This is a genomic window from Hydrogenophaga sp. SL48 (genome assembly GCF_021729865.1).
Classification (GTDB): Bacteria; Pseudomonadota; Gammaproteobacteria; order Burkholderiales; family Burkholderiaceae_C; genus Hydrogenophaga.
In genome coordinates, this window is record NZ_CP063400.1 from 2,374,899 (window position 1) to 2,398,102 (window position 23,204).

At 65.9% G+C, this 23,204-nt stretch carries 21 protein-coding genes; 11 read left to right on the plus strand and 10 right to left on the minus strand.

Annotated features, from left to right (window positions below; genetic code table 11):
• Positions 1-76 precede the first annotated feature (76 nt).
• The 5 genes from IM738_RS11265 (at position 77) to bamC (ending at position 4,152) form a co-directional block, all read left to right on the plus strand.
• Positions 77-1,321, plus strand: coding sequence for an MFS transporter (locus tag IM738_RS11265; protein ID WP_236965946.1), 1,245 nt, complete (start codon positions 77-79; stop codon positions 1,319-1,321).
• On the plus strand, positions 1,318-1,446 hold the full coding sequence (locus IM738_RS25930) for a hypothetical protein (protein ID WP_272907858.1): 129 nt from the start codon (positions 1,318-1,320) through the stop codon (positions 1,444-1,446). The genes IM738_RS11265 and IM738_RS25930 overlap by 4 nt, the downstream gene beginning before the upstream one ends.
• Entirely contained in the window at positions 1,446-2,000 is a 555-nt protein-coding gene (locus IM738_RS11270; RefSeq protein WP_236965947.1) for a class I SAM-dependent methyltransferase, read from the plus strand. Before IM738_RS25930 ends, IM738_RS11270 begins: the two co-directional genes overlap by 1 nt.
• Positions 2,001-2,084: 84 nt before the next feature.
• On the plus strand, positions 2,085-2,972 hold the full coding sequence (gene dapA, locus IM738_RS11275; protein WP_236965948.1) for a 4-hydroxy-tetrahydrodipicolinate synthase: 888 nt from the start codon (positions 2,085-2,087) through the stop codon (positions 2,970-2,972).
• Between the two features lie 58 nt (positions 2,973-3,030).
• Complete coding sequence (gene bamC / locus IM738_RS11280; protein ID WP_236965949.1) at positions 3,031-4,152, plus strand: outer membrane protein assembly factor BamC; 1,122 nt, start codon at positions 3,031-3,033, stop codon at positions 4,150-4,152.
• A 124-nt stretch (positions 4,153-4,276) separates the two neighbouring features.
• On the opposite strand, the gene IM738_RS11285 is transcribed toward bamC, so the two are convergent.
• The 3 genes from IM738_RS11285 to IM738_RS11295 all read right to left on the minus strand — a co-directional run bounded on the left by IM738_RS11285 (position 4,277) and on the right by IM738_RS11295 (position 6,540).
• Positions 4,277-4,633, minus strand: coding sequence for a hypothetical protein (locus IM738_RS11285; RefSeq protein ID WP_236965950.1), 357 nt, complete (start codon positions 4,631-4,633; stop codon positions 4,277-4,279).
• A 221-nt stretch (positions 4,634-4,854) separates the two neighbouring features.
• Entirely contained in the window at positions 4,855-5,367 is a 513-nt protein-coding gene (locus IM738_RS11290; RefSeq protein ID WP_236965951.1) for a hypothetical protein, read from the minus strand.
• 18 nt (positions 5,368-5,385) lie between these two features.
• Positions 5,386-6,540: a JmjC domain-containing protein gene (locus IM738_RS11295; RefSeq protein ID WP_236965952.1), complete on the minus strand. Its 1,155-nt coding sequence runs from the start codon at positions 6,538-6,540 to the stop codon at positions 5,386-5,388.
• 14 nt (positions 6,541-6,554) lie between these two features.
• Between IM738_RS11295 and IM738_RS11300 the strand changes: the two genes are divergently transcribed.
• A complete protein-coding gene (locus IM738_RS11300) occupies positions 6,555-7,097 on the plus strand; it encodes an FKBP-type peptidyl-prolyl cis-trans isomerase (protein WP_236965953.1) in 543 nt (180 codons plus the stop codon).
• Between the two features lie 81 nt (positions 7,098-7,178).
• Here IM738_RS11300 and dut read toward each other — a convergent pair whose 3' ends face one another.
• The 7 genes from dut to xseB all read right to left on the minus strand — a co-directional run bounded on the left by dut (position 7,179) and on the right by xseB (position 14,621).
• Positions 7,179-7,628: a dUTP diphosphatase gene (gene dut, locus IM738_RS11305; RefSeq protein WP_236965954.1), complete on the minus strand. Its 450-nt coding sequence runs from the start codon at positions 7,626-7,628 to the stop codon at positions 7,179-7,181.
• Positions 7,629-9,419 carry a TRAP transporter large permease gene (locus IM738_RS11310; RefSeq protein ID WP_236965955.1) on the minus strand — a complete coding sequence of 597 codons (1,791 nt, stop codon included), beginning with the start codon at positions 9,417-9,419 and terminating at the stop codon, positions 7,629-7,631. It lies immediately after the preceding gene.
• Positions 9,420-9,421: 2 nt separating this feature from the next.
• Positions 9,422-10,042 (minus strand): TRAP transporter small permease subunit, encoded by a 621-nt coding sequence (locus IM738_RS11315; protein ID WP_236965956.1) that lies wholly within the window; start codon positions 10,040-10,042, stop codon positions 9,422-9,424.
• Positions 10,043-10,219: 177 nt separating this feature from the next.
• A complete protein-coding gene (locus tag IM738_RS11320; RefSeq protein WP_236965957.1) occupies positions 10,220-11,299 on the minus strand; it encodes a TRAP transporter substrate-binding protein in 1,080 nt (359 codons plus the stop codon).
• Between the two features lie 246 nt (positions 11,300-11,545).
• The gene (gene dxs / locus IM738_RS11325) at positions 11,546-13,435 is read right to left on the minus strand and encodes a 1-deoxy-D-xylulose-5-phosphate synthase (protein ID WP_236966300.1); all 1,890 of its coding nucleotides are present in this window, start codon (positions 13,433-13,435) and stop codon (positions 11,546-11,548) included.
• A 35-nt stretch (positions 13,436-13,470) separates the two neighbouring features.
• Entirely contained in the window at positions 13,471-14,355 is an 885-nt protein-coding gene (locus tag IM738_RS11330) for a polyprenyl synthetase family protein (RefSeq protein ID WP_236965958.1), read from the minus strand.
• Positions 14,352-14,621: an exodeoxyribonuclease VII small subunit gene (gene xseB, locus IM738_RS11335; protein ID WP_236965959.1), complete on the minus strand. Its 270-nt coding sequence runs from the start codon at positions 14,619-14,621 to the stop codon at positions 14,352-14,354. The genes IM738_RS11330 and xseB overlap by 4 nt, the downstream gene beginning before the upstream one ends.
• Positions 14,622-14,896: 275 nt before the next feature.
• On the opposite strand from xseB, the gene IM738_RS11340 reads away from it, so the two are divergent.
• The 5 genes from IM738_RS11340 to IM738_RS11360 all read left to right on the plus strand — a co-directional run bounded on the left by IM738_RS11340 (position 14,897) and on the right by IM738_RS11360 (position 23,203).
• Positions 14,897-16,042, plus strand: a complete 1,146-nt coding sequence (locus IM738_RS11340; RefSeq protein WP_236965960.1) for an aromatic ring-hydroxylating oxygenase subunit alpha — start codon at positions 14,897-14,899, stop codon at positions 16,040-16,042.
• Between the two features lie 97 nt (positions 16,043-16,139).
• Positions 16,140-17,030: a DMT family transporter gene (locus IM738_RS11345; RefSeq protein WP_236966301.1), complete on the plus strand. Its 891-nt coding sequence runs from the start codon at positions 16,140-16,142 to the stop codon at positions 17,028-17,030.
• A gap of 83 nt (positions 17,031-17,113) precedes the next feature.
• The gene (locus tag IM738_RS11350) at positions 17,114-17,989 is read left to right on the plus strand and encodes a sulfurtransferase (protein ID WP_236965961.1); all 876 of its coding nucleotides are present in this window, start codon (positions 17,114-17,116) and stop codon (positions 17,987-17,989) included.
• A 79-nt stretch (positions 17,990-18,068) separates the two neighbouring features.
• Positions 18,069-20,639: a PAS domain S-box protein gene (locus tag IM738_RS11355; RefSeq protein WP_236965962.1), complete on the plus strand. Its 2,571-nt coding sequence runs from the start codon at positions 18,069-18,071 to the stop codon at positions 20,637-20,639.
• On the plus strand, positions 20,636-23,203 hold the full coding sequence (locus IM738_RS11360; protein ID WP_236965963.1) for a PAS domain S-box protein: 2,568 nt from the start codon (positions 20,636-20,638) through the stop codon (positions 23,201-23,203). Before IM738_RS11355 ends, IM738_RS11360 begins: the two co-directional genes overlap by 4 nt.
• Position 23,204: the final 1 nt, after the last annotated feature.

The following is a 23,204-nucleotide window of genomic DNA, read 5'->3' on the forward strand; positions in this document are numbered from 1 at the left end:
AATCGCGGTCCGAAATTTCAAGGCGGCATCGCCCCCGGTGACAGCGTCACGCGGCCAACTTCGCTAAAGTCGCTGGATGTCCTCCCCACCCCCTGCCCTCACCGCGCCCCGCCTGTCCGCCCTGCAGGTGCTGGCCTGCGGCGCCGCCATCGTCACCCTTTCCATGGGCGTGCGCCACGGGTTCGGTCTCTGGCTGCAGCCGATCACCCAGGACCAGGGCTGGACGCGCGAGAACTTCGCGTTCGCGCTGGCGATCCAGAACCTCTCATGGGGCCTGTTCGGCATCTTCGCCGGCATGGCGGCCGACCGCTTTGGCGCGTTCCGCGTGCTGCTGGTGGGCGCGCTGCTCTACGCGCTGGGCCTGACCGGCATGGCACTCTCTCCCACCCCGCTCACGTTCGCGCTCACCGCGGGCGTGCTGATCGGGGCGGCGCAGGCGGGCACCACCTACGCCGTGATCTACGGCGTGATCGGGCGGCAGATCCCCGCAGAGAAACGTTCCTGGGCCATGGGCGTGGCGGCGGCGGCGGGTTCGTTCGGCCAGTTCCTGATGGTGCCGGTCGAAGGCTGGCTCATCAGCGCCTTCGGCTGGCAGGAGGCGCTGCTGATCCTCGGCGGCGCGGTGTTGCTGATCATGCCGCTGGCGTTGTTCCTGCGCGAACCGGGCTTTGTGGGCGGCGCGGCACCACCCCGGGAACAAACCATTCTTCAGGCCGCGCGAGAAGCCTTCAGATACCGCAGCTTCCAGTTGCTGATGGCGGGCTATTTCGTCTGTGGCTTCCAGGTGGTGTTCATCGGTGTGCACATGCCGAGCTACCTGAAGGACCACGGCCTCTCGCCCCAGGTGGCGAGCTACGCGCTGGCGCTCATCGGCCTGTTCAACGTGCTGGGCACCTACGCCGCCGGCGTGCTGGGCCAGCGTTTCCCCAAGCGCCACATCCTGTCGTTCATCTATCTGGCCCGCGCTGTGGCGATCAGCGCCTTCCTGATCGCGCCGCTCTCGCCGGCCAGCGTTTACGTGTTCGCGGCCGTCATGGGCGTGCTCTGGCTGTCCACCATTCCGCCGACCAACGCGGTGGTGGCGCAGATCTTCGGCGTGGCGCACCTGTCCATGCTGGGCGGCTTCGTGTTCTTCAGCCACCAGATCGGCAGCTTCCTGGGCGTGTGGCTGGGTGGCTACCTGTACGACCGGACCGGCAGCTACGACATCGTCTGGTACCTCTCGATCGCGCTGGGCGTGTTCGCCGCACTGATCAACCTGCCGGTGCGCGAGTCGCCCATCACCCGCGGGCCGCAGCGCGTGTCAGGGGTCGCCGCGTGAGGCCGGTGGCCGTCCGGGCGCTGACGTGGGTCGGGGTGGTCCTCGCGCTGCTGGGCACACTCTCGCTCTACAACCGCCCGGATTTCCTGGTGAACCTCGCCGACCAGCTCTGGAGCTGTTTCTGATGCACGGCACGGAAGCACCGTCGCCCTGGGTCCGGCGCTGGGCGCACCTGGTGCCGGCCGGCGGTTCGGTGCTGGACGTGGCCTGCGGTCATGGGCGCCACCTGCGCTGGTTCGCCGCGCACGGCCACAAGGTCACGGGCGTGGACCGCTCGGCCGAGGCCATTGCCTCCATCGCAGGACTTGGCCGAGCGGTCGAAGCCGACATCGAGAACGGACCATGGCCTTTTGAAGGTGAACGGTTCGATGCCGTGGTGGTGACCAACTACCTCTGGCGTCCGCTGTTGCCCACCCTCGTCGCCAGCGTGGTCGACGGTGGCGTGCTGATCTGCGAGACCTTCGCCGCCGGCAATGAAACCGTGGGCAAGCCCTCTCGACCCGACTTCCTGTTACAAAACGGCGAATTGCTGCGGGCCTGTGCCGACCTGCACATCGTGGCCTATGAGGACGGCTTCTGCAACGCCCCTGAGCGCTTCGTCCAGCGCATCGCGGCGGTGCGAAAACGCCCGTCCGCCGGCGCCCTGCCCCAGCGCTTTGCACTGGATGCCGCTGGGTAGAATGCGGGATTCGCGCGCGAGCCGCCCGGGTCCTTTTTTCCTTCGGTGCCTCGACACGGCGCCCCCTGTACCGAGACAGAGAACATGAAACCCATCACCGGCAGCATCGTTGCCCTCGTCACCCCGTTCCTCCCCGATGGCAGCGTGGACTACCCCACCCTGCGCAAGCTGATCGACTGGCACATCGCCGAAGGCACCGACTGCATCGGCGTGGTCGGCACCACGGGCGAGTCCCCCACGGTGTCGGTGGAAGAGCATTGCGAGATCATCCGCGTGTCGGTGGAGCAAGCGGCCAAGCGCGTGCCCATCATGGCCGGCTGCGGCGCCAATTCGACCGCCGAAGCCATCGAGCTCGCCAGGTTTGCCCGACAGGTCGGCGCCGACTGCCAGCTGCAGGTCGTGCCCTACTACAACAAGCCCACGCAAGAAGGCCAGTACCAGCACTTCAAGGCCATCGCCGAAGCCACCGGCGACCTGCCCGTGGTGCTCTACAACGTGCCCGGCCGCAGCGTGGCCGACATGTCGGTGGAGACCGCGCTGCGCCTGGCCACCGTGCCCGGCATCGTCGGCATCAAGGAAGCCACCGGCAACATCGAACGCGCGCAGTGGCTGATCCGCGAAGCACCCGAGGGCTTTGCCATCTACTCCGGTGACGACCCGACCGCGGTGGCGCTCATGCTGTGTGGCGGTCAGGGCAACATCAGCGTGACCGCCAACATAGCGCCGCGACTGATGCACGAACTCTGCGTGGCGGCTCTTTCCGGCGACGTCCGCCAGGCGATGGACATCCAGTTCCGCCTGATGCCGGTGCACAAGAATCTGTTCGTCGAAGCCAATCCGATACCGCTGAAATGGGCCATGGCCCGCATGGGCCTGTGCGCCGAGACCATGCGCCTGCCGCTCACACCCATGACCCGTTCGCTGGAACCCCTGGTCGAGGCCGCGCTCAAAAGCAGCGGCCTGATCAACTGAGCTGCGGCCCTTTCCTTCTGAAGACACCGAGCCCCCTATGCACACCCCAACCCGCCCCATGTCATCTTCTTCCAACAGCCTTCGGCGTGCGCCTCGGGCCCGCCTCGGGGTGGTGACCCTGGCCGCCGTGCTGGCCACGGGCTGCTCCGTGCTGCAGGAGGACAAAATCGACTACAAGAGTGCGCGCCAGGGCAACACGCTCGACGTGCCACCCGATCTGACCCAGCTCAGCCGTGACGCACGTTACCAGGTGCCCGGCTCGGTGGTGACGGCGAGCGGCTACCAGACCGCGCAGCCCGCCGTAGCCACTGGCGCCAGCGACACGGCCGTCAGCAAGGTGGGCGACGTGCGCATCGAGCGGGCCGGCAATCTGCGCTGGCTCGTCATCGACCGCCCTGCCGACAAGGTCTGGGCACCTGTCAAGGACTTCTGGCAGGAAAACGGATTCGTGCTCACCCTGAGTCAGGAGAACCTGGGCGTGATGGAAACCGACTGGGCCGAGAACCGCGCCAAGCTGCCGCAGGACGTGATCCGCTCCACCCTTGGCAAGGTCTTTGACAGCCTGTACTCGACCGGTGAGCGCGACAAGTTCCGCACCCGGCTGGAGCGCAACGCCGCCGGTGGCACCGAGGTGTACATCAGCCACCGAGGCATGATCGAGGTCTACACCGATGCCAGAAAGGACCAGACGGTCTGGCAGCCCCGTCCCGCCGATGTGGAGCTGGAAACCGAATTCCTGCGTCGCCTGATGATCAAGCTGGGCGTGGATGAAGCCCAGGCCAAGGCCGTGGTGGCAGCAGCCCCCACGCAAACGACCTCCCGCGTGACCACCGTCAACAACTTGCCCGTCCTGCAACTGGAAGACGACTTCGACCGAGCCTGGCGTCGCGTCGGGCTGTCGCTCGACCGCACCGGATTCACCGTGGAAGACCGTGACCGCACCCAGGGCATGTACTTCGTTCGCTACGTGCCCCTGGCCACCACCGATGGAACCAAGCCCGGCTTTTTCGGTCGCTTGTTCGGCAGCAGCGAGCCACAGGCCAAACCGGCGCAATACCGCATCGCTGTGCGCAGCAGTGGCACGACCACCACCGTGTCGGTGCTCAATGCACAAGGACAACCCGACGGTTCGGCCGACGCGCAGCGCATCGTGCAACTGCTGGCCAACGACATCAAATAGACGACAAAGGGCGGCCACACGCTCTGGCCGTCCCGCTTGAATCAGCGGTTTGCGTTGAGACAAAAAAAAGCCGCAGTGTGAACAGCGGCTTTTTTCATGCTCGGGCCGAAGCCCGACACCCGAATTACTGGGCAGGCTTGGCAGCGGCCTTGGCGGCTTCGGCAGCCTTGTCAGCGGCTTCCTTGGCTGCGTCGGTGGCGGTGGCAGCGGCGTCCTGGGCGGCACCGGCAGCATCTTTGGCAGCACCGGCGGCGGCGTCAGCAGCACCAGCGGCGACGGCACCGGCAGCGGCACCAGCGGCAGCACCGGCGTCGGCGGCAGCGGCGCCAGCATCCTTGGCGGCGTCGGCAGCGGCACCAGCAGCATCCTTGGCCGCTTCAACGGCAGCAGCAGGGGCAGCAACAGGCGCTTCTTCTTTCTTGCCGCAGGCGGTCAGGGCGATGGCGGCGAGCAGGGAGGCGAGCAGGACGGTCTTTTTCATGGTGATTCCTCAGGATGGATGAACAAAGTGATCTTGAATCAACCATAAAAAAACCCGAATCTTTGATCCGGGCTTGGTTGACCCTGCTGCGCGAGCGCTGGTAGACACTCTGCAGACTGGGAAGAGATGATACCTTTCAATCAACCATCCGTATTTACCCTTGTCCACTTTTTCTTTTGTTGACAAAGACTGTTGCAAAAAAACAATCCGTCACCCTTTGGTCACAGTCCCAGAGTCGTTGCCGCAAACGACGGGCTGCCCTGCTGCCAGCAAGCCTGCAATCGCTCGTGCAACTGCGTTCGGCGCTCGGATTCGGTGCTGGCCACCACGGTGCAACGATCGATGTCGAGACGCTCCATGGTCCAGCCCGGCGACCAGATCGCACTGGGGACGTCAACACCCGACAACGCGCGGCAGGCATGGGCCTCGACCAGATGGGCCCAGGTGGTCCGCCACTGCACCAGACGGGGATGCTCTTCGCGCAGACGACCGAAATCCCGGGCCATGAACCGGATGTGCCGACCCCGACCGGCCCAGGCCTGAAGCGACTCCACCACGGCACGCTCGCCCAAAGGCCAATCGGCGAAATCAGGGTCGCTGAGCACGATGTGCGCCCACCGCTCTCGCGCGGCACAGGCCAGGGCCTGGCGCACCAGATCGACAAACGCCTGGCGACCTTGCAAGCGCCCTACGGGCAGCGCAACCGGTTCATTCGCACCTTGTTCGGGTTCCATCGCTTCGGTCCTTTCGATTCAGGCCTCGGATTGGGGGTGCAGCCACCCCGCCTCAAACCAGTCCTGCAGCAGCGCGCTGGCGCCTTCGCTTGCGCGCTGAACCCGTGCCAGGCCCAGTCGCCGCTGGTCAGCCAGCGTGCGCATCAGGCGTGCATCCGCCCCACCCGCACGGAAGCTTTCGCCGTTGATGAAGATATGGCGGTCGTCGTACATCATGCGGGTGCGCCGGTCCAGCACCACGGCCGATGGCGACCACTCGGTCAGTGGTTCGTCAAACCAGACCCGGGGCTTGGGCTCGGTCATCACCTCGCCCAGCGCACAGGCCAGCGACGCGCGATCGGCCAGCAATCGCTGCAGCCCGTCGGCGGCGAAGGCTTCCAGAGAGACGGGCATGGCTGCCGGGGTTGCAGTGGCCGGCTGGTCGGGATCGCGATACAGCGTGGCGTCATCCCATTCTTCGGCCATGCGCTGCAAAAGTTCACCCGCCAGTCCCCCGCGCTGCGGTACACGAAATCCGGCCGAGTACGTCATGCAGTGATCGCCCACCGCGATACCGTCGTGCGCCCAGCGCGGCGGCAGATACAGCATGTCGCCCGGGTTGAGCAGGTGCTCTTCCTCGGGCTCAAAGTGGCTGAGAATTTTCAGCGGAACCCCTGGCTCCAGTGACAGGTCTTTCTGCCGGCCGATGCGCCAGAGGCGCTGACCGCTCGCCTGGAGCAGGAAAACATCGTAGCTGTCGAAGTGCGGGCCCACGCCCCCGCCGTCGCTGGCCCAGGAGATCATCAGGTCATCGAGCCGTGCGTCCGGCACAAAACGAAAGCGCTGAAGCAGCTCATGAGCCGCGTTCAGATGCAGGTCCACGCCCTGCACGAGCAGCGACCAGCGGGGTTGCTTCAGCGGAGGAAAGGCCCGCGAACCGAACGGCCCGTGTTTGAGCGCCCAGCCTTTGGGTTTGTGCACGATCAGCCGCGACTCCACCGCCTCGTCCGCGGCCATCTCGAACAACTGCTGGCGGCTCAGCAGTGGCTCAAACCCCGGAAAGGCATTGCGGATCAGCAGGGGTTTTTTTTGCCAGTGGCGGCGCATGAACTGCGCCTGCGTCAGTCCCCCAAGCATCTGGCTGGGTTGGTCGACGGGAGAGGTGGCGGCGCTGGAAAGGGTGGCTTGTGTCATGGGACAATTGTCCGATGAAAATCACCGAACAATGCGTCGTGGCACTGACCTGGGCGCTCAAAGACACCCTGGGCGAAGAACTGGACACGCTGGATGAACCGGTCGAGTTCCTGGTGGGCGGCAGTGACCTGCTGGCCAGCCTGGAAAGGGCTCTGCAAGGGTACGAGGCTGGGGACACCCTGGAACTGCAGATCGAACCCCAGGACGCCTTTGGCGACTACGACGATCGCCTGCTCTTTCTGGAGCCGCGCCACCTGTTCCCGGAGAACATCGAAGAAGGCATGGGTTTCGAAGGCCTGCCCGAGGGCTGCAGTGCCAGCGCGCCGCGCGATCGCCTCTATTTCGTGAGCGACATCTACCCGGACCACGTGGTCATGGACGGCAACCACCCGCTGGCTGGCATCGCCCTGCGCATCAAACTCAAGGTGCACGCGGTGCGCGAAGCCACCGTCAGTGAAATCGGCAAGGGCTCGCTGGGCACCGGATTCTTCAGCATGCAGGTTGATGGGGACGACGGCGCTGGTGACCCCAGTGTGGCTTCGCCCACCCTGCACTGACGTCTGACTGACTCCTCGTCAGAAAGAACAAAGGCTGCGAATGCAGCCTTTGTCTTTTGGGAATGACGGGTGAATGGCGGTTCAGCCTCGCCCCGTGGAGCCGTACCCGCCCGCCCCGCGCTCGCTGGCCGCAACGAACTCGTCCACCACATTGAAGCGCGCCTGCACCACCGGCACGATCACCATTTGCGCTATGCGCTCCATGGGCTCGATGGTGAAGGCCACATCACTGCGATTCCAGGCGCTCACCATGAGCTGGCCCTGGTAGTCGCTGTCGATCAGGCCCACCAAGTTGCCGAGCACGATGCCATGTTTGTGGCCCAGTCCCGAGCGCGGCAGGATCATGGCGGCGTAGCCCGGGTCGGCCAGGTGGATGGCCAGACCCGTGGGCACCAATTGCCAGGCGTTGGGCGCCAGCGTCAGCGGAGCGTCCAGGCAGGCGCGCAGGTCCAGGCCGGCGCTGCCGCTGGTGGCGTATGCGGGAAGCTGGCCAGCCATGCGCGGGTCCAGCACTTTCACGTCAATCTGCATCTATTCGGCTTTCTTGACCGCTTCTTCCAGCGCTTTGGCCGGATCGGCTTCTTCTTCGTTCTCGGGCGCCGGCATGCCGTCCTGGGACTCACCTTCGGGCGCGGCTGCACCCTCGGCCGACGGATCGGCTTCTTCCTGTTGCAGGTCCTGCATGTTGTTGAGCATGTCGGTCACCGAAGCGTCGTCCACCACCGTGGCTTTCTCGAGGCTGCCGGTCACCAAGCCCGGGTTGAGCACGACCACGGCCACCATGATGAGCTGCAGGATGATGAAGGCAATCGAGCCTTTGTAGATCTGCGCGGTGGTCACCGCCGGAATGCGCTGCTTGGTCACGTGATCGGTGTAATCGTTGCGGGCTGCCACGCTGCGCAGGTAGAACAACGCAAAACCGAACGGCGGGGTGAGGAACGAGGTCTGCAGGTTCATGGCGATGATGATGCCGAACCAGATCAGGTCGATGCCCATCTTCTCGGCCACGGGTGCCAGCAGCGGGATCACGATGAACGCGATCTCGAAGAAGTCGATGAACATGCCGAGGATGAACACCAGGATGTTCACCACGATCAGGAAGCCCATCTGACCGCCCGGCAGCTTGGCAAACAGGTGCTCCACCCAGAAGTGGCCGTCGGCGGCGTTGAAGGTGAAGCTGAACGCCGTGGAACCGATCAGGATGAACAGCACGAAGATCGCCAATTTGGTGGTGTTCTCCAGCGCTTGCGTCAGCAGAGGCCAGCTCAACCGCTTGCGCGAGCCGGCCATGATCAGCGCACCGAGCGCACCCATGGCGCCGCCTTCGGTGGGGGTGGCAATGCCCAGGAAGATGGTGCCCAACACCAGGAAAATCAGCACCAGCGGCGGGATCAGCACAAAGGTCACCTGCCCGGCCAGCCGCGACAGCAGGCCCAGTTTGAACAAGCTGTTGACGATGGCCAGCGCCAGCGCCAGGAACGACGCCACGGTGAGCGACATGATGACGATTTCATCGCCTGGCGCATCCATTTCCCGTCCGATCATCGGGTTGATGATGGACTGGTGCACCTGCGACCAGGCGTAGCCAGCGGCGGCGCAGATCAGCAGCAAGACCAGCAGCGAGCGGTGGCCACTGCTGCCGTTGGGTTCGTTGTACACGCGTGCCTCAGCGGGCAGTGCAGGCACCCAGGCGGGCTTGACAATCGCCACGCCGGCGATGAACAGCAGGTACAGGCCCACCAGCATCAGACCGGGCAACAAACCACCCGAGTACATGTCACCGACCGAACGGCCGAGCTGGTCGGCCAGCACGATCAGCACCAGCGACGGCGGAATGGCCTGCGCCAGCGTGCCAGAGGCGGTGATGGTGCCGGTGGCGATGGTGCGGTTGTAGCCATAGCGCAGCATGATGGGCAGCGAAATCAGGCCCATGGAAATCACGGCAGCGGCAACCACGCCCGTGGTGGCGGCCAGCAGCGCGCCGACCAGGATCACGGCCACGGCCAGCCCGCCGCGCACCGGGCCAAACACCTGGGCCACGGTGGCCAGCAGGTCTTCGGCCATGCGGCTGCGCTCCAGGATGATGCCCATCAGCGTGAAGAACGGAATGGCCAGCAGCGTGTCGTTCTGCATGATGCCGAACACGCGCAGCGGCAGCGCCTGGAACAGGTTGGAGGGGAAAAGCCCGATCTCCATGCCGATGAAACCGAAGAACAGGCCGGTGGCCGAGAGGGCGAACGCCACCGGAAAACCCGACAGCAGGAACACCAGCAGGCCACCGAACATCAGCGGCACAAAATTGGCGGTGAGGAATTCGACCATGATCAGTTCGCTCCCTTGAGTTGTTGTTCTTGTTTGAGGCGTTCCTGCTCTTCTTCTTCCAGCAGCTGCTGGGCCAGAAGTTCTTCGTCGCTCGGACCTTCATGGGCCAGCACGTCGGGGCCGTTGCCCGTCAAAAAAGCGAAGCGCTTGATCAGCTCACTGATGCCTTGCGCAGCCAGCAAAGTGAAGCCCAGCGGGATCAGGCCATACACGGGCCAACGGATCAGACCGCCCGAGTTGGACGACATTTCACCTGTGGTCCAGGCGCGCTCGAACAGCGGGAAACCCAGCGTACCCACGACGTAGCACAGGGGGAACAGGAACACCAGAATGCCGAACACGTCCACCCAGTTGCGCCCCCGGGCGCTGAACTTGCTTGAGATGAAGTCGATGCGCACGTGGGCGTTGCGCAGGAACGCGAAACCCGCGCCCAGCATGAACACCGCCGCAAACAGGTACCACTGGATTTCCAGCAGACCGTTGGAACTGACGTTGAAAATTTTGCGCACGATGGCGTTGCCGGCGCTGATGAGGGTGGCGGCCAGGATCAGCCACATCGCCAGCTTGCCGATCAGCTCGCTGACAGCGTCAATCAGACGCGAAACACTTAGCAAGAACTTCATGGAATACCCCGCACACAAGTGCATGTTCAGCGACAGGCCGGTCTGTCGTCTGCTGGAAACCCCTGTCGGTCCGCATGACGGCACGGCGAAGGGATGTGCGACCACCAGGACGCACACAGTGTGCCCGAGTGAAAAGCCCCGCCGTGGCGGGGCTTTTCACCGGACACCGGAGGCGAATTACAGCTTGGCCGATTGCATGTAGCGGTCGAACTGCGCTTCGGTGAAACGGAACCAGAGATTCTGGTCCTTGCGGAAGGCCGCGTAGTCGCTGTACACCTTTTTCCACTTCGGATTGGTGTCGTTGAGTTCGGCGTAAAGCGACATGGACTGCTTGAAGGCCTCGTCCATCACAGCCTTGGGGAACGGCAGCACCTTCACGCCAGCGGCGACCAGCTGTTTGAGCGCTGCTGGGTTCCGGCCGTCGTACTTGGCCTGCATGTCCACGTGGGCGTGAGAAGCAGCGGCCTCAACAATGGCCTGGTACTCCTTGGGCAAGGCGTTGAAGGCCTTGTTGTTGACATACAGCGTGAGCTGCGGACCACCTTCCCACCAGCCGGGGTAGTAGTAGTTCTTGGCAACCTTGTTGAAGCCGAGCTTCTGGTCGTCGTACGGGCCGATCCACTCGGTGGCGTCGATGGTGCCTTTTTCCAGCGCCTGGTAGATCTCGCCACCAGGGATGTTCTGCGGCACACCACCCATGCGGGTGAACACCTTGCCAGCGAAACCACCAATGCGCATTTTCATGCCTTTGAGGTCGGCCACGCCCTTGATTTCCTTGCGATACCAGCCGCCCATCTGGGCCCCGGTGTTGCCCATGGGGAAGTTGACGATGTTGTAAGCGCCATAGAACTCGCGCATCAGCTTCAAGCCGTTGCCTTCGTACATCCAGGCCGTCATCTGGCGGCTGTTGAGGCCGAAAGGAATGGCGCAGTCCAGGGCAAAGGTGTCGTCCTTGCCGAAGAAGTAGTAAGGCGCGGTGTGGGCGCACTCCACGGTGCCTTCCTGCACGCCATCGACCACGCCGAACGCGGGCATGAGCTCGCCACCGGCGTGAACCGAGATGGTGAACTTGCCACCCGTCATTTCATTGACCTTCTTGGCGAACTCTTCAGCACCACCGTAGATGGTGTCCAGCGCCTTGGGGAAGCTGGAGGCGAGACGCCAGCGAATGGCGGCCTGCGCATGAACGGCGGGTGCAGCTCCTGCGGCCAGCACGCCGGCAATGCCTGCGTGCTTGATAAGGGAACGACGATCCATATTGAATGACTCCGTGGTTGGTATTTCACTCCCGCCCACAGGGGGTCGGGGACTTGCACAGTCCGCGCCATTGTAGGAACGCGCCCCCCCCCACCGGTGGGGGTTTTCCCTCGAAAAACCGGCTTCCGCCCCCGGTTGTTCAGGCTTCTGCAAGCTTGCGGGGCCCAACAGGGTGTCCGATCAAATCGGCTTCAACGATCGCGTGAAAAGACATCACATCCGCCCACCGGACCGGCACGGGCCGTGTCAGGCCGCGGCCTTGAGCCCGGTTCCGATGAGATCGGCAAAGCGCGCACGGATCGAACGTTCGATGCCGGCCGCGTCCAGACCCTCTGCCGCCATCAGGCGTGCGGGGTCGCCGTGTTCGGTGAACACGTCCGACAGGCCCAGCTGGAGCACGGGCATGTTGATCCCCTCTGCCTGCAAGGCTTCGAGCACGGCACTGCCGGCCCCGCCCATCACACAGCCCTCCTCCACCGTCACCAGCGCCTGGTGGTTGCGAGCCATCTCGCGCAACAGGTCCAGATCCAGCGGTTTGGCCCAGCGCATGTTGGCCACGCTGGCATCCAGCGTTTCCGCCACGGAGAGCGCGGGGTGCAGCAGCGTACCGAACGCCAGGATCGCCAGGCCGCGCCCCCGGCGGCGAACCTCGCCTTTTCCATAGGGAAGCCCGTCCAGACTGGCCGGAACGGCAACGCCCACACCCGAGCCACGCGGGTAACGCACGGCCACGGGATGGTTCTGGGCGTGGGCCGTGGACAGCAGCTGGCGTGTCTCGGCCTCATCGGATGGGCAGGCGATGGCCATGTTGGGGATGCAACGCAGGTAGGCGATGTCATACGCGCCCGCGTGGGTGGCGCCGTCGGCTCCCACCAGCCCGGCGCGGTCGAGCGCAAACACCATCGGCAGGTTCTGCAACGCCACGTCATGGATCAGCTGGTCATAGGCCCGTTGCAGGAAGGTGGAGTAGATCGCCACCACCGGCTTCATGCCCTCGCACGCCAGGCCGGCTGCGAACGTGACAGCGTGCTGTTCGGCAATGCCGACATCGAAATAACGCCCGGGAAACCGCTGGTGAAACTCCACCATGCCCGAACCCTCCCGCATGGCCGGCGTGATGCCCACGAGCAGCGGATCGGCCGCGGCCATGTCGCACAACCACTGGCCAAAGACCTGGGTGAAGGTCGGCTTGGGCGCAGTGGCGGGTTTCACCAGGCCCACCGCCGGGTCGAACTTGCCCGGGCCGTGGTAGGCCACCGGATCGGCCTCGGCCAGCTTGTAGCCTTGGCCCTTCTTGGTCACCACGTGCAGGAACTGCGGCCCGCTGTTGTGGTCCAGCAGATGGCGGATGTTCTCCAGTGTGGGGATCAGCGAATCAAGGTCGTGGCCGTCGATGGGGCCCACGTAGTTGAACCCGAACTTCTCGAACAGCGTGGCGGGCACCACCATGCCCTTGGCGTGTTCTTCGAGGCGCTTGGCCAGCTCGAACAGCGGCGGTGCGCCCTTGAGCACCGATTTGCCCACGTTCTTGGCCGCGGCGTAGAACTGGCCGCTCATGAGCTGCGCGAGGTAACGGTTGAGCGCACCGACCGGCGGCGAGATCGACATGTCGTTGTCGTTGAGGACCACGAGGAGCCGCCCCTCGGCCACGCCCGCGTTGTTCAGCGCCTCGAAGGCCATGCCGGCGGTCATGGCGCCGTCGCCGATGATGGCCACCGAGTGGCGGCTCTCGCCCTTGATCTTCGCGGCCATGGCCATGCCCAGCGCCGCCGAAATGCTGGTGGACGAATGGGCGGTGCCGAAGGTGTCGTACTCGCTTTCGTCGCGGCGTGGGAAGCCGCTGATGCCGCCGAGCTGACGCAACGAGCCCATGCGGTCGCGACGCCCGGTCAGGATCTTGTGCGGGTAGGTCTGGTGGCCCACGTCCCAGACCAGACGGTCTTCAGGCGTGTTGAACACATAGTGCAGCGCCACCGTCAGCTCCACGGTGCCGAGGTTGGAACTCAGGTGGCCACCGGTGCGCGACACGCTCTGGAGCACGTGGTCGCGCAACTCGTCCGCCAAGGGACGCAGCTGCGTGCGTGAGAGCCGGCGAAGGTCGGCTGGCGAATCGATGGAGGCCAACAGGTTGCTCATGGCGATCGGGGTGGTCATTGCGGCGGGTTGCGGGTTCAGCTGGTGCGGCGGCCAACCCAGTCGGCCAGGGCGTGAAGGGTGTCGGTGTGGGCCAGGCCACTGCGGTTCAGGGCCGCGTGCGCCTGGTCGAGCAACGCGTCGGCGTAGGCCTGGGCATTTTGCAGCCCCATCAGAGACACAAACGTGGGCTTGTCGTTGGCGGCGTCTTTGCCCGCCGTCTTGCCCAGGGTGGTGGAGTCGGTGGTGACGTCGAGGATGTCGTCCACCACCTGGAACGCCAGCCCGAGACTGGCGCCGTAAGCCGACAGCTCACGGGTCACGCCAGCCTGCACCTGGGCGGTGGCCGCGCCCATCATCACGCTGGCCTGCAACAAGGCACCAGTCTTGAGCCGGTGCATGGCTTCCAGCGCGGCCTGGTCCAGCGACAGCCCCACGCTGGCCAGATCCACCGCCTGGCCACCGGCCATGCCGGTCGCGCCGGCCGCCAGGGCCAGCTGGCGGCACAGCGCGGCCGACAGGGCGGGCGGCATCGAACCGTCGTCGGGCACCAGCAACTCAAACGCCAGCGCCTGAAGGGCGTCGCCGGCCAGCAGGGCCTGGGCCTCGCCAAACCGCACATGCACCGTGGGCTTGCCACGGCGCAACACGTCGTTGTCCATGCAGGGCATGTCGTCGTGCACCAGCGAGTAGGCGTGGATGAGCTCGACCGCACAGGCCGCGCGCAACGCGGCGGCGCCATCCCCTTGCACCGCTTCGCCAGCGGCCAGCACCAGCAGCGGCCGCAAACGCTTGCCACCATCGAGCACGGCGTAGCGCATGGCCAGCCCCAGGCCAGCGGGTACGTCGGCGGCGACCCACGACGACAGCGCCTGCTCCACGCGGTCCTGCTGGGCGGAACGCCAGACCACGAATCCGCTCATGCCGCGTCCCAGGGTTTGGCTTCGCCGTTTTCGAGCACCTTGATCTGGTTTTCCACGGCATCCAGCCGGGCACGGCAAAAAGCGAGCAACTCGGCGCCCCGCTGGTAGCGGGTCAGCAACTGGTCCAGGGGCAGCTGCCCGGCATCGAGCTGCGCCACCAGTTGCTCCAGCTCCTCCAGAGCGGCCTCGTAACTGGCGGCCGCCTCGGTGATCGCGGCCGGCCGGTTGGTGGCACGGGTGGTTTTGGCAGTGGGGGAAGTGGTCATGCAAAAGGTGGGAAGGGGCCACGGGGGCGGCCCGTCAAACCGCCGCGACACAGCTGCGGCGTCGCCGGATTTTATCCCTCGTGTTCATGCCCCGCCGCACCGGCGCGCCCGACCACCCCCCCGGGGTACAATCCGCGCTCTTTTTTCCTCACTCAACTGACGGGCCTCCAACGCCCGGAGGGACGCAGCACTTCCACCCTTCCCGCGCCGATCGTTCACTCGCTACGCGCTTCACCCTGCCCCTTCATAGGGGGAGTCTTTAGGTCAAGACCTTCATGTCTGATTTGAGTCTTCAACTCCAGCAGGCCGAAAGCCAACTTCCGGTTTCCAGCTATTTCGACGAGGCGCTGTTCCAGCAGGAACTGGCAACGATCTTCCAGCGCGGACCCCGCTACGTGGGGCACGCCAACGCCGTGCCCGAGCTCGGCGACTATTACGCCCTCCCCCACGAAGGCGAAGGCCGGGCACTCGTGCGCACGGCCCGAGGCGTGGAGCTGGTGTCCAACGTCTGCCGCCACCGCCAGGCCGTCATCCTGAAGGGCCGCGGCAACCTGAACAGGACCCAGAGCGGGCACTCGGGCGGTCACATCGTCTGCCCGCTGCACCGCTGGACCTACAGCGGTGGCCAGAACGGCAACAACCCCATTGGCTCTCTGCTCGGCGCGCCGCATTTCGCCCAAGACCCCTGCCTCGATCTGAAGCGCTACCCGCTGCGCGAGTGGAACGGCCTGCTGTTCGAGGACAACGGCCGCGACATCGAGACCGACCTCGCCGGCATGGGCCCGCGCGCCGCGCTGAGCTTCGATGGCATGGTGCTCGACCACGTCGAGCTGCACACCTGCAACTACAACTGGAAGACGTTCATCGAGGTCTATCTGGAGGACTACCACGTGGTGCCGTTCCACCCAGGTCTGGGCGGCTTCGTCACCTGCGACGACCTGCGATGGGAATTCAAGCCCGAGTATTCGGTGCAGACCGTGGGCGCACAGAACCTGCTGGGCAAGGCCGGCAGCCCGGTCTACCAGCGCTGGCACCAGCAGCTGATGCAGTACCGCCAAGGCGCCGCGCCGGAGCACGGCGCGATCTGGCTCACCTACTACCCGCACATCATGGTGGAGTGGTACCCGCACGTGCTCACCGTCTCCACGCTGCACCCGATCAGTGTCAACCAGACGCTGAACCGGGTGGAGTTCTTCTACCCCGAGGACATCGCCGTCTTCGAGCGCGAGTTCGTCGAAGCCCAGCGCGCGGCCTACATGGAAACCTGCATCGAGGACGACGAGATCGGAGAGCGCATGGACGCCGGGCGCAAAGCCCTGCTCGCGCGCGGCGACAACGAGGTCGGCCCGTATCAGAGCCCGATGGAAGACGGCATGCAGCACTTCCACGAGTGGTATCGCGGCAGGATGCGAACGGCGTGATCATCCGCGCGCATTCGCCCCAGGCCACCGCGGAACGGGCTTTGCCCGGCCGCCAGTGGCGCCCCCTGGGGGGTGACGCCGCAGGCGGCGTGGGAGGATAGGCATGGCCTGGATGTTGCTCGCCTCGCTGTTCTTCGCGAGCATGGGGGTCTGCATCAAGTTTGCCTCGGTGCATTTCAACAGCTTCGAGATCGTCGCCTACCGGGGCATGGTGGGCGTGATCTTCCTGTATGGATTCACCCGCGCGCGTGGCGTTTCGCTGCGCACCACGGTACCGATGATGCACGTCTGGCGCAGCCTGGTCGGCACCATTTCGCTGACCGCCTGGTTCTACGCCATCGCCGTGCTGCCCCTGGCCACGGCCATGACGCTCAACTACATGAGCAGCGTCTGGATCGCCACTTTCCTGCTCGGCGGCGCGCTGCTGACGCAGGGCCGGGATGCCCCGTTGCGGCAGCAGGGCCCGCTGTTCATGGCCGTGCTGGCGGGCTTTGCCGGCGTGGCCATGATGCTCCGGCCGAGCCTGAACCCGGATCAGGTGCTGGGCGCGCTGGTCGGGCTGCTGTCGGGCATCTTCGCGGCCTTTGCCTACCTGCAGGTGACCGCGCTCAGCCGCGCGGGCGAACCCGAAAGCCGCACGGTGTTTTATTTTTCCATCGGCGCGGTGCTGGCGGGTTTGCTGGGCATGGTGTTTGTCGGCGCCACGCCATGGACCTGGCCGGCCGCGCTGTGGCTGCTGCCCATCGGGCTGCTGGCGCTGGGCGGCCAGTTGTGCATGACGCGCGCCTATTCGCGCGGTGCGACCCTGGTGGTGGCCAACCTGCAGTACTCGGGCATCGTGTTCGCGGGCATCTACAGCCTGCTCATCTTCGGCGACCAGCTGCCGCTGATGGGCTGGCTCGGCATGGCGCTCATCATCGTGAGCGGCATCACCGCCACGGTGTTGCGCGCCCGCGCAATCCCCAACTCTCCCGCTGAGGACCACTGAATCCGGAGGCCCTTGCGGGCTGGCCGGAGGTGTAGTCATTTGGTGGGATCGCCACCTCAGCCAGACTGGCTGAGAATGCCATCATGTACAGCACCCTCATTTCCGCGAGCGACCTCCAGCAGCTGATGACCAGCGACCAGCCTTGGCTGGTGATGGACTGCAGCTTCGACCTCATGAACCCCGACTCGGGCCGGCAGCAGTTCGAGGCACAGCACATCCCGGGCGCCGTGTACGTCCACCTCGACGACCACCTGAGCGACAAGACCGGCCCCGACCGCGCCAGCGGTGGCCGCCACCCCCTGCCCTCGCGCGAGACCTTCGCGGCCCGGCTCCGGGCGCTGGGCCTGCGCAACGGCCAGCAGGCCGTGGTCATGGAGCGGCAGGGCGCCAGCCAATGTGGCCGCCTGTGGTGGATGCTCAAGTGGTGCGGGCACGAAGCGGTGGCGGTGCTCGACGGCGGTCTGGCCGCGTGGCAGGCCGCCGGGGGGGCGCTGGCCAGCGGGCCCTCGCCTGCCACCGCGGCCCCGCAGCATTTTGAGTTGAAGCCCCCTCTGGTGAACGTGCTCGGTGCACAAGACCTCGCCCGGCGACTGGGGCACCCCGATCTCACCGTGATCGACGCCCGCGCGGCGGCCCGGTTTCGCGGCGAGGTGGAACCACTGGACCCGGTGGCTGGCCACATTCCGGGGGCACTCAACCGGCCGTTCATCGACAACATGGCCCCCGACGGCCGCTTCAAACCCGCCGCGGAGCTGCGCGCCGAGTTTGAACGCCTGCTGGCGGGCCGCGATCCGGCGACCGTGGTGCACCAATGCGGCAGCGGCGTGAGCGCCATCCCCAACCTCTTGGCCATGGAGATCGCGGGCCTGGGCCGGAGCGCGCTGTTTCCAGGCAGCTGGAGCGAGTGGTGCAACACGCCGGGCCTGCCCTGCGCACGGGATCAAGTTTTGGCCGTTTGAGCCGAAAAGTGAGAGGTTCCGCGATGGTATTTCTTCTGCTGCCAGCGCCCTCACCCCCTGCTGACACACCGCGTTCCACGTGACCACCCCCAAGCCGCCCACCACCGCCCACTCCGAGGCCAACCACATCAGGGCGACGCTTCAGGCCATCGCCCTGCTCATCGGCGTGACGGCCACCGTGCTCATGCCGCTGGTGTACCTGACCGGCAACAGCGTGCTGGAGACGATTGTCACGGCCACGATCGCCGGCATCGGCTGGGGCAGCCTGTGGCTGCTGCGCCGTGGCTGCACCACCACCACCCAGACATCGCTGTTCATGGTGTTCGGTGTGATGACGGCCGCGAGCCTGGAGATCCTGGTCTTTGGTTCGGTGCGGGCCGGCGGTGGCTTTGTGATCGTCGCGGCGGTGGCGGGCGCCGGCGTTTTTCTCGGACGAAGGGCGCTCATCGGCTCGGTGGTGTATGGCATCACGTCACTGGGCCTGATCACGCTCGCCGAGCAGCGCGGTCTGCTGGTCACCCCCAATTTCAATGTCGGCACCAAGGTGTGGGTCACCCACTCCGCCGTGCTGGTGGTGGTGGCGGTGCTGGTGTTCTACAGCCGCTCCCGCGCGCGAGCCGCCTACCAGCAGCAGGCCGATGAGCTGGCGTTGCGCAAACGCACCGAGCAGGAGCGCGATCGCAGCATGGAGCGCTTTGGCCGCATCTTCCGCACCAGTCCCAGCCCCATGGTGGCCCAGTCGGCCCGCAACGGCGTGATCCTGGATGTCAACCCCGCGTTTGAACGCTGCTACGGCTACACCAGCGCCCAGGTGCTGGGGCACGATGACAGCATGCTCTGGGCCGAGCCCGGACAGCGTGCGGTGTTTCTCCAGCAACTGATCGAACACCGGAAAATCCAGCATTTCGACTGCATCGGCCTGCGCTCGGACGGGAGCACGTTCAACGCCTCCGTGTCCAGCGAAATGGGCAACGATCCGCAAGACAAGCTGATCATCACCACCATCGCTGACGTCAGCGCCCAGATCGCCTCGCTGGAGCGGCTGCGGCGGTCGGAGGAACGCTTTTCCAAAGCCTTCAACTTCAGCCCGCTGAACATGACGATCACCCGCATGTCAGACGGCTCCTTTGTGGAGGTGAACCGCACGGAAGACCGCGTGCAGGGCTACCAGACCGCCGATCTGCGCGGCAAGACCACCCTGGACGTGGGAGCCTGGCTCGACGCGCGCGAACGGGACGCCTTTGTCGCCCGCCTGAGGCGGGAGGGCCGGGTCAACGGCCACGACATCCGCATGCGCCACAGGGACGGCACCATCGTCGACACGCGCCTGTGGGCGGTCGCCATCGACATCGACGGCGAAGAATGCATCCTGTCCTGCACCGTCAACATCTCCGAAGAAAAGCGCCGGGAAGCGCTGTTGCTGGGCGTGGCCCGGGGCATGACCGCCGAAACCGGCAAGGCCTTCTTTGGCGCACTCACACGCCACATGGCCCTGGCCATGGGCGCCGACGTGGTGGTCATGGGCGAGCTGCGCGCGGACCAGCGCGTGCACACGCTCTCGGTCTGGAAGGACGGGGCACCCAGCGACAACTTCGTTTACGAAGCCGACGGCTCGCCCTGCAGCCAGACGTTGGCACAAGCTTCGCTGTGTGTGCACGAGAACGGACTGTCACAACGCTTTCCAGGTGAAGCGCCGCTCGTGGGCGTGCGGGCCGAGGCCTATGTCGGGCAGTCGCTGCGCGACGAAGATGGAATGCCGATCGGCGTGCTCAAAGCCTTGTGGCGCCAGCCCATCGCCCTGACCACCGAAATGCAGGCGCTGATGTCGATCTTTGCCAGCCGCGCCACGGCCGAACTGGTCCGGTTGCAGCGGGATCGCGAAATCAACCACCTCAACGCGACCCTGGAGCAACGGGTGAGCCTGCGAACCGCCGAGCTGCAGAAGCTCAACGCCGAGCTCGATTCGTTTGCCTACTCGGTGTCCCACGACCTGAAGTCGCCCCTGCGCGCGATCGACGGGTTCACCCGCCTGCTGGGCGAGCAGCTGGAGGGTCGGTTGCAACCCGACGAGGAACAGCTGTTCGAACGGGTGCTGGCCTCCACCCAGCGCATGAGCACGCTGATCGCCGACCTGCTGGCGCTGGCCCGCGTCAGCCAGGGCAAGATGGAACTGGTGCACACCGACCTCAGCGCCATGGCCGAACAGGTGTTGACGGGCGAGCGGGCCCGACAGCCGGACCGGCCGCTGCGCTGGCACATCGAGCCGGGGCTGCTCAGCCCGTGTGACGCCCGGCTGGCCCGCATCGCCCTGGAGAACCTGCTGGGCAATGCCGTGAAGTACACCCGCGACCAGCCAGACCCCCTGATCGAGGTGGGTCGGGTGCCCGGCACCCCGGGTGAATTCTTCGTGCGCGACAACGGCGTGGGCTTCAACATGGCCTACGCCGACAAGCTGTTCAAACCCTTCCAGCGGCTGCACATGCCCAGCGAATTCGAGGGCACCGGCATTGGCCTGGCCACGGTGCGACGCATCGTCGAACGGCACGGGGGCAGCATCAGTGGCGCCGCCCAGGTGGGTCAGGGGGCCGAATTCCGTTTCTCGCTGGAACGCCCATGCGTTCAGGCCGTCCAGATCGAAGCCGCCGCATGAACTGGAACCTGGCCGACGAAGACCCGGTGGCGCCGGGCCAACCGCTGACCCTGCAGCTCTACCAGGAGCGCTCCCTGCTGGCCCTGCTGGTGGGCATCGGTGTGACGGCACCGGTCGTGACCGGCGGCGTGTACCTGCGGGACGGGGCCGCGCCCCTGATGATGGTCGGCGGCGCGCTGACGGTCGTGGCCTGGTTGCTGCTGCTGGCGTTCCAGCTGGGACACCGCCAGCGTGTGGCCGGCCCCCTGATCTACACGCTGCTCATCGGTTCCGCGGCCGCGATCGCGGCACACGGCACCGTGCGCAGCATGGCCTCGCTGGTGATGCTGGCGGCCGTCGTGGGTGCGGGCACCTTCCTGCCACGGCGCGCCATGATCACCAGCGCGGGGCTCGCGGTGGTCTTGCTGGCGGTGCTGAACTACCTGGAAAACGCTGGCCACCTGCCGCAGCCCCAGACCAAGACCGGCTGGGCCGTCTGGCTCATGCAGACCATGGTGCTCATCAGCCTGGTCATCTCGGTGAACCTGGGACGCCGGCGCCTGCTGGAGGCCTTTCAGGCACAGCACCGGGCGCTCACGCTGGCCAGACAGGTGGAGGCCGAACTCCGGGCCAGCGAGGCACGGGTGCGGGTGCTCTTTCGCAACAATCCGGTGGCCAGTCTGGTGCATTCGGTCGAGAAGCAGGCCATCACCGACGCCAACGACGCATTTCTCGACCTGTTTGGGTATTCGCGGGACGAACTGATCGGCCAGGACGTGCCGGGTCTCTGGGCCGACACCGACGAACTGCTGGCGTTTCAAACCAGGCTTCGCCTGCTCCGGCGGATCAGCGGCCTGCAGGCGACCGGTCGCCGCAAGGACGGTTCGCCCTTCGATGCCATGGTGTACGCCGAGGTGGTGCAACACGGCGACGAGCACCTGGTGATGACCATGGTGATCGACATCAGCACGGAAAAGGCCTCTCGTCGCGAACTGGAACAGTCACGCGAGCGCTTCACCAAGGCCTTCAACTGCAGCCCGCTGGGCATGACCATCACCACCCTGTCCGACGGCCGCTTCGTCGAGGTCAACCCGGCCAACGAGCGCGTGCTCGGCTACACCCAGGACGAGTTCGCGGGCAAGACCGCGACGGAAGTCGGTGTCTGGCTGTCCGACGCCGACCGCCAGGCCTACCTGAACACCCTGCAGCGCAACGGGCGCCTGGTGGCCTTTGAGACCCGCATGCGCACCCGGTCGGGCGCAGCGGCGGACGTGCGGATCTGGTCCGAGTTGATCGACATCGCCGGCGAGGCCTGCGCGTTGTCATTCACCCTCAACGTGGCCGAAGAGAAGCAGCGCGAAGCCATGCTGATGAACGTGGCCGAGGGCGTGTCCGCGGAGACCGGCGAGGCCTTCTTCCGCTCGCTCGCGGATCACCTGGCCCGTGCCATCGGCGCCGACGGTGTGTTGATCGGCGAAGTGGTGGAGCACCAGCAACTCGACACCTTGTCGGTGCTGTGGCAGGGCGCCCAGGCCCCCCACCGGCGCCACCCCCTCGCCCGGACGGTCTTCATCGAGACCATGGAGCACACCGGCCTGTTCCTGTGCCCGAAGGACACGGACCCGCCCCTGCGCCTGCTGCCGCCCTTCGAGGGCGCCGGGGTGCAGGCTTTCGCCGGGGCGGCGCTGCGCGACGCCGACGGCTCGGCCATCGGCCTGCTGTCGGCGGTCTGGCGCCAACCGATGGAACTGACCCGCAACGAACGCGCCCTGTTTTCCATCTTTGTCAGCCGCTGCAACGCCGAGCTGGTGAGGCTGCGGCGCGACCGAGAGATCGAGAAACTGCAAGCCTCCCTGGAGCAGCGCGTGCGGCAACGCACCTCGCAGCTGGAGTACCTCAACCGCGAGCTGGACTCCTTCGCCTACACGGTGTCCCACGACCTGAAGTCACCGCTGCGCTCGATCGACGGCTTCAGCCACCTGCTGCGCGAGCAGCTGCACGACCGCCTCACCGACGACGACCGCACGCTGTTTGAACGGGTGGACACCGCGGTGCTGCGCATGAACCGGCTCATCACCGACCTGCTGGCCCTGGCCCGGGTGAGCCAGGGCACCTTGCAGCGCATGAACACCAACCTCAGCGAGCTGGCGCAGGACGTGATGCGTTCGGAGCTGCACCGGGACCCGACCCGCAACGTCCGGGTGACCGTCGCCGGTGGCCTGGTCGCCAATTGCGACCCCCGGCTGGCCCACATCGTGCTGGAGAACCTGATCGGCAACGCCTGGAAATACACGGCCAACGCCGATGACGCGCGCATTGAATTCGGCCAGGCCGACAGCGCGCCGGGGGCGCCCCCGGTGTTTTTCGTGCAGGACAACGGCGCGGGCTTCGACATGGGCCGGTCCGAGCGCCTGTTCAAGGCCTTCAACCGGCTGCACGCCAGCAGCGAATTCGAGGGCTCGGGCATCGGCCTGGCGACGGTGCGCCGCATCCTGGAGCGCCACGGTGGACACATCCGCGGCGAAGGCGCCGTGGGTCAGGGCGCGCGCTTCGAGTTCTCGTTCGGCAGCGACGCCCTGCCCTGAG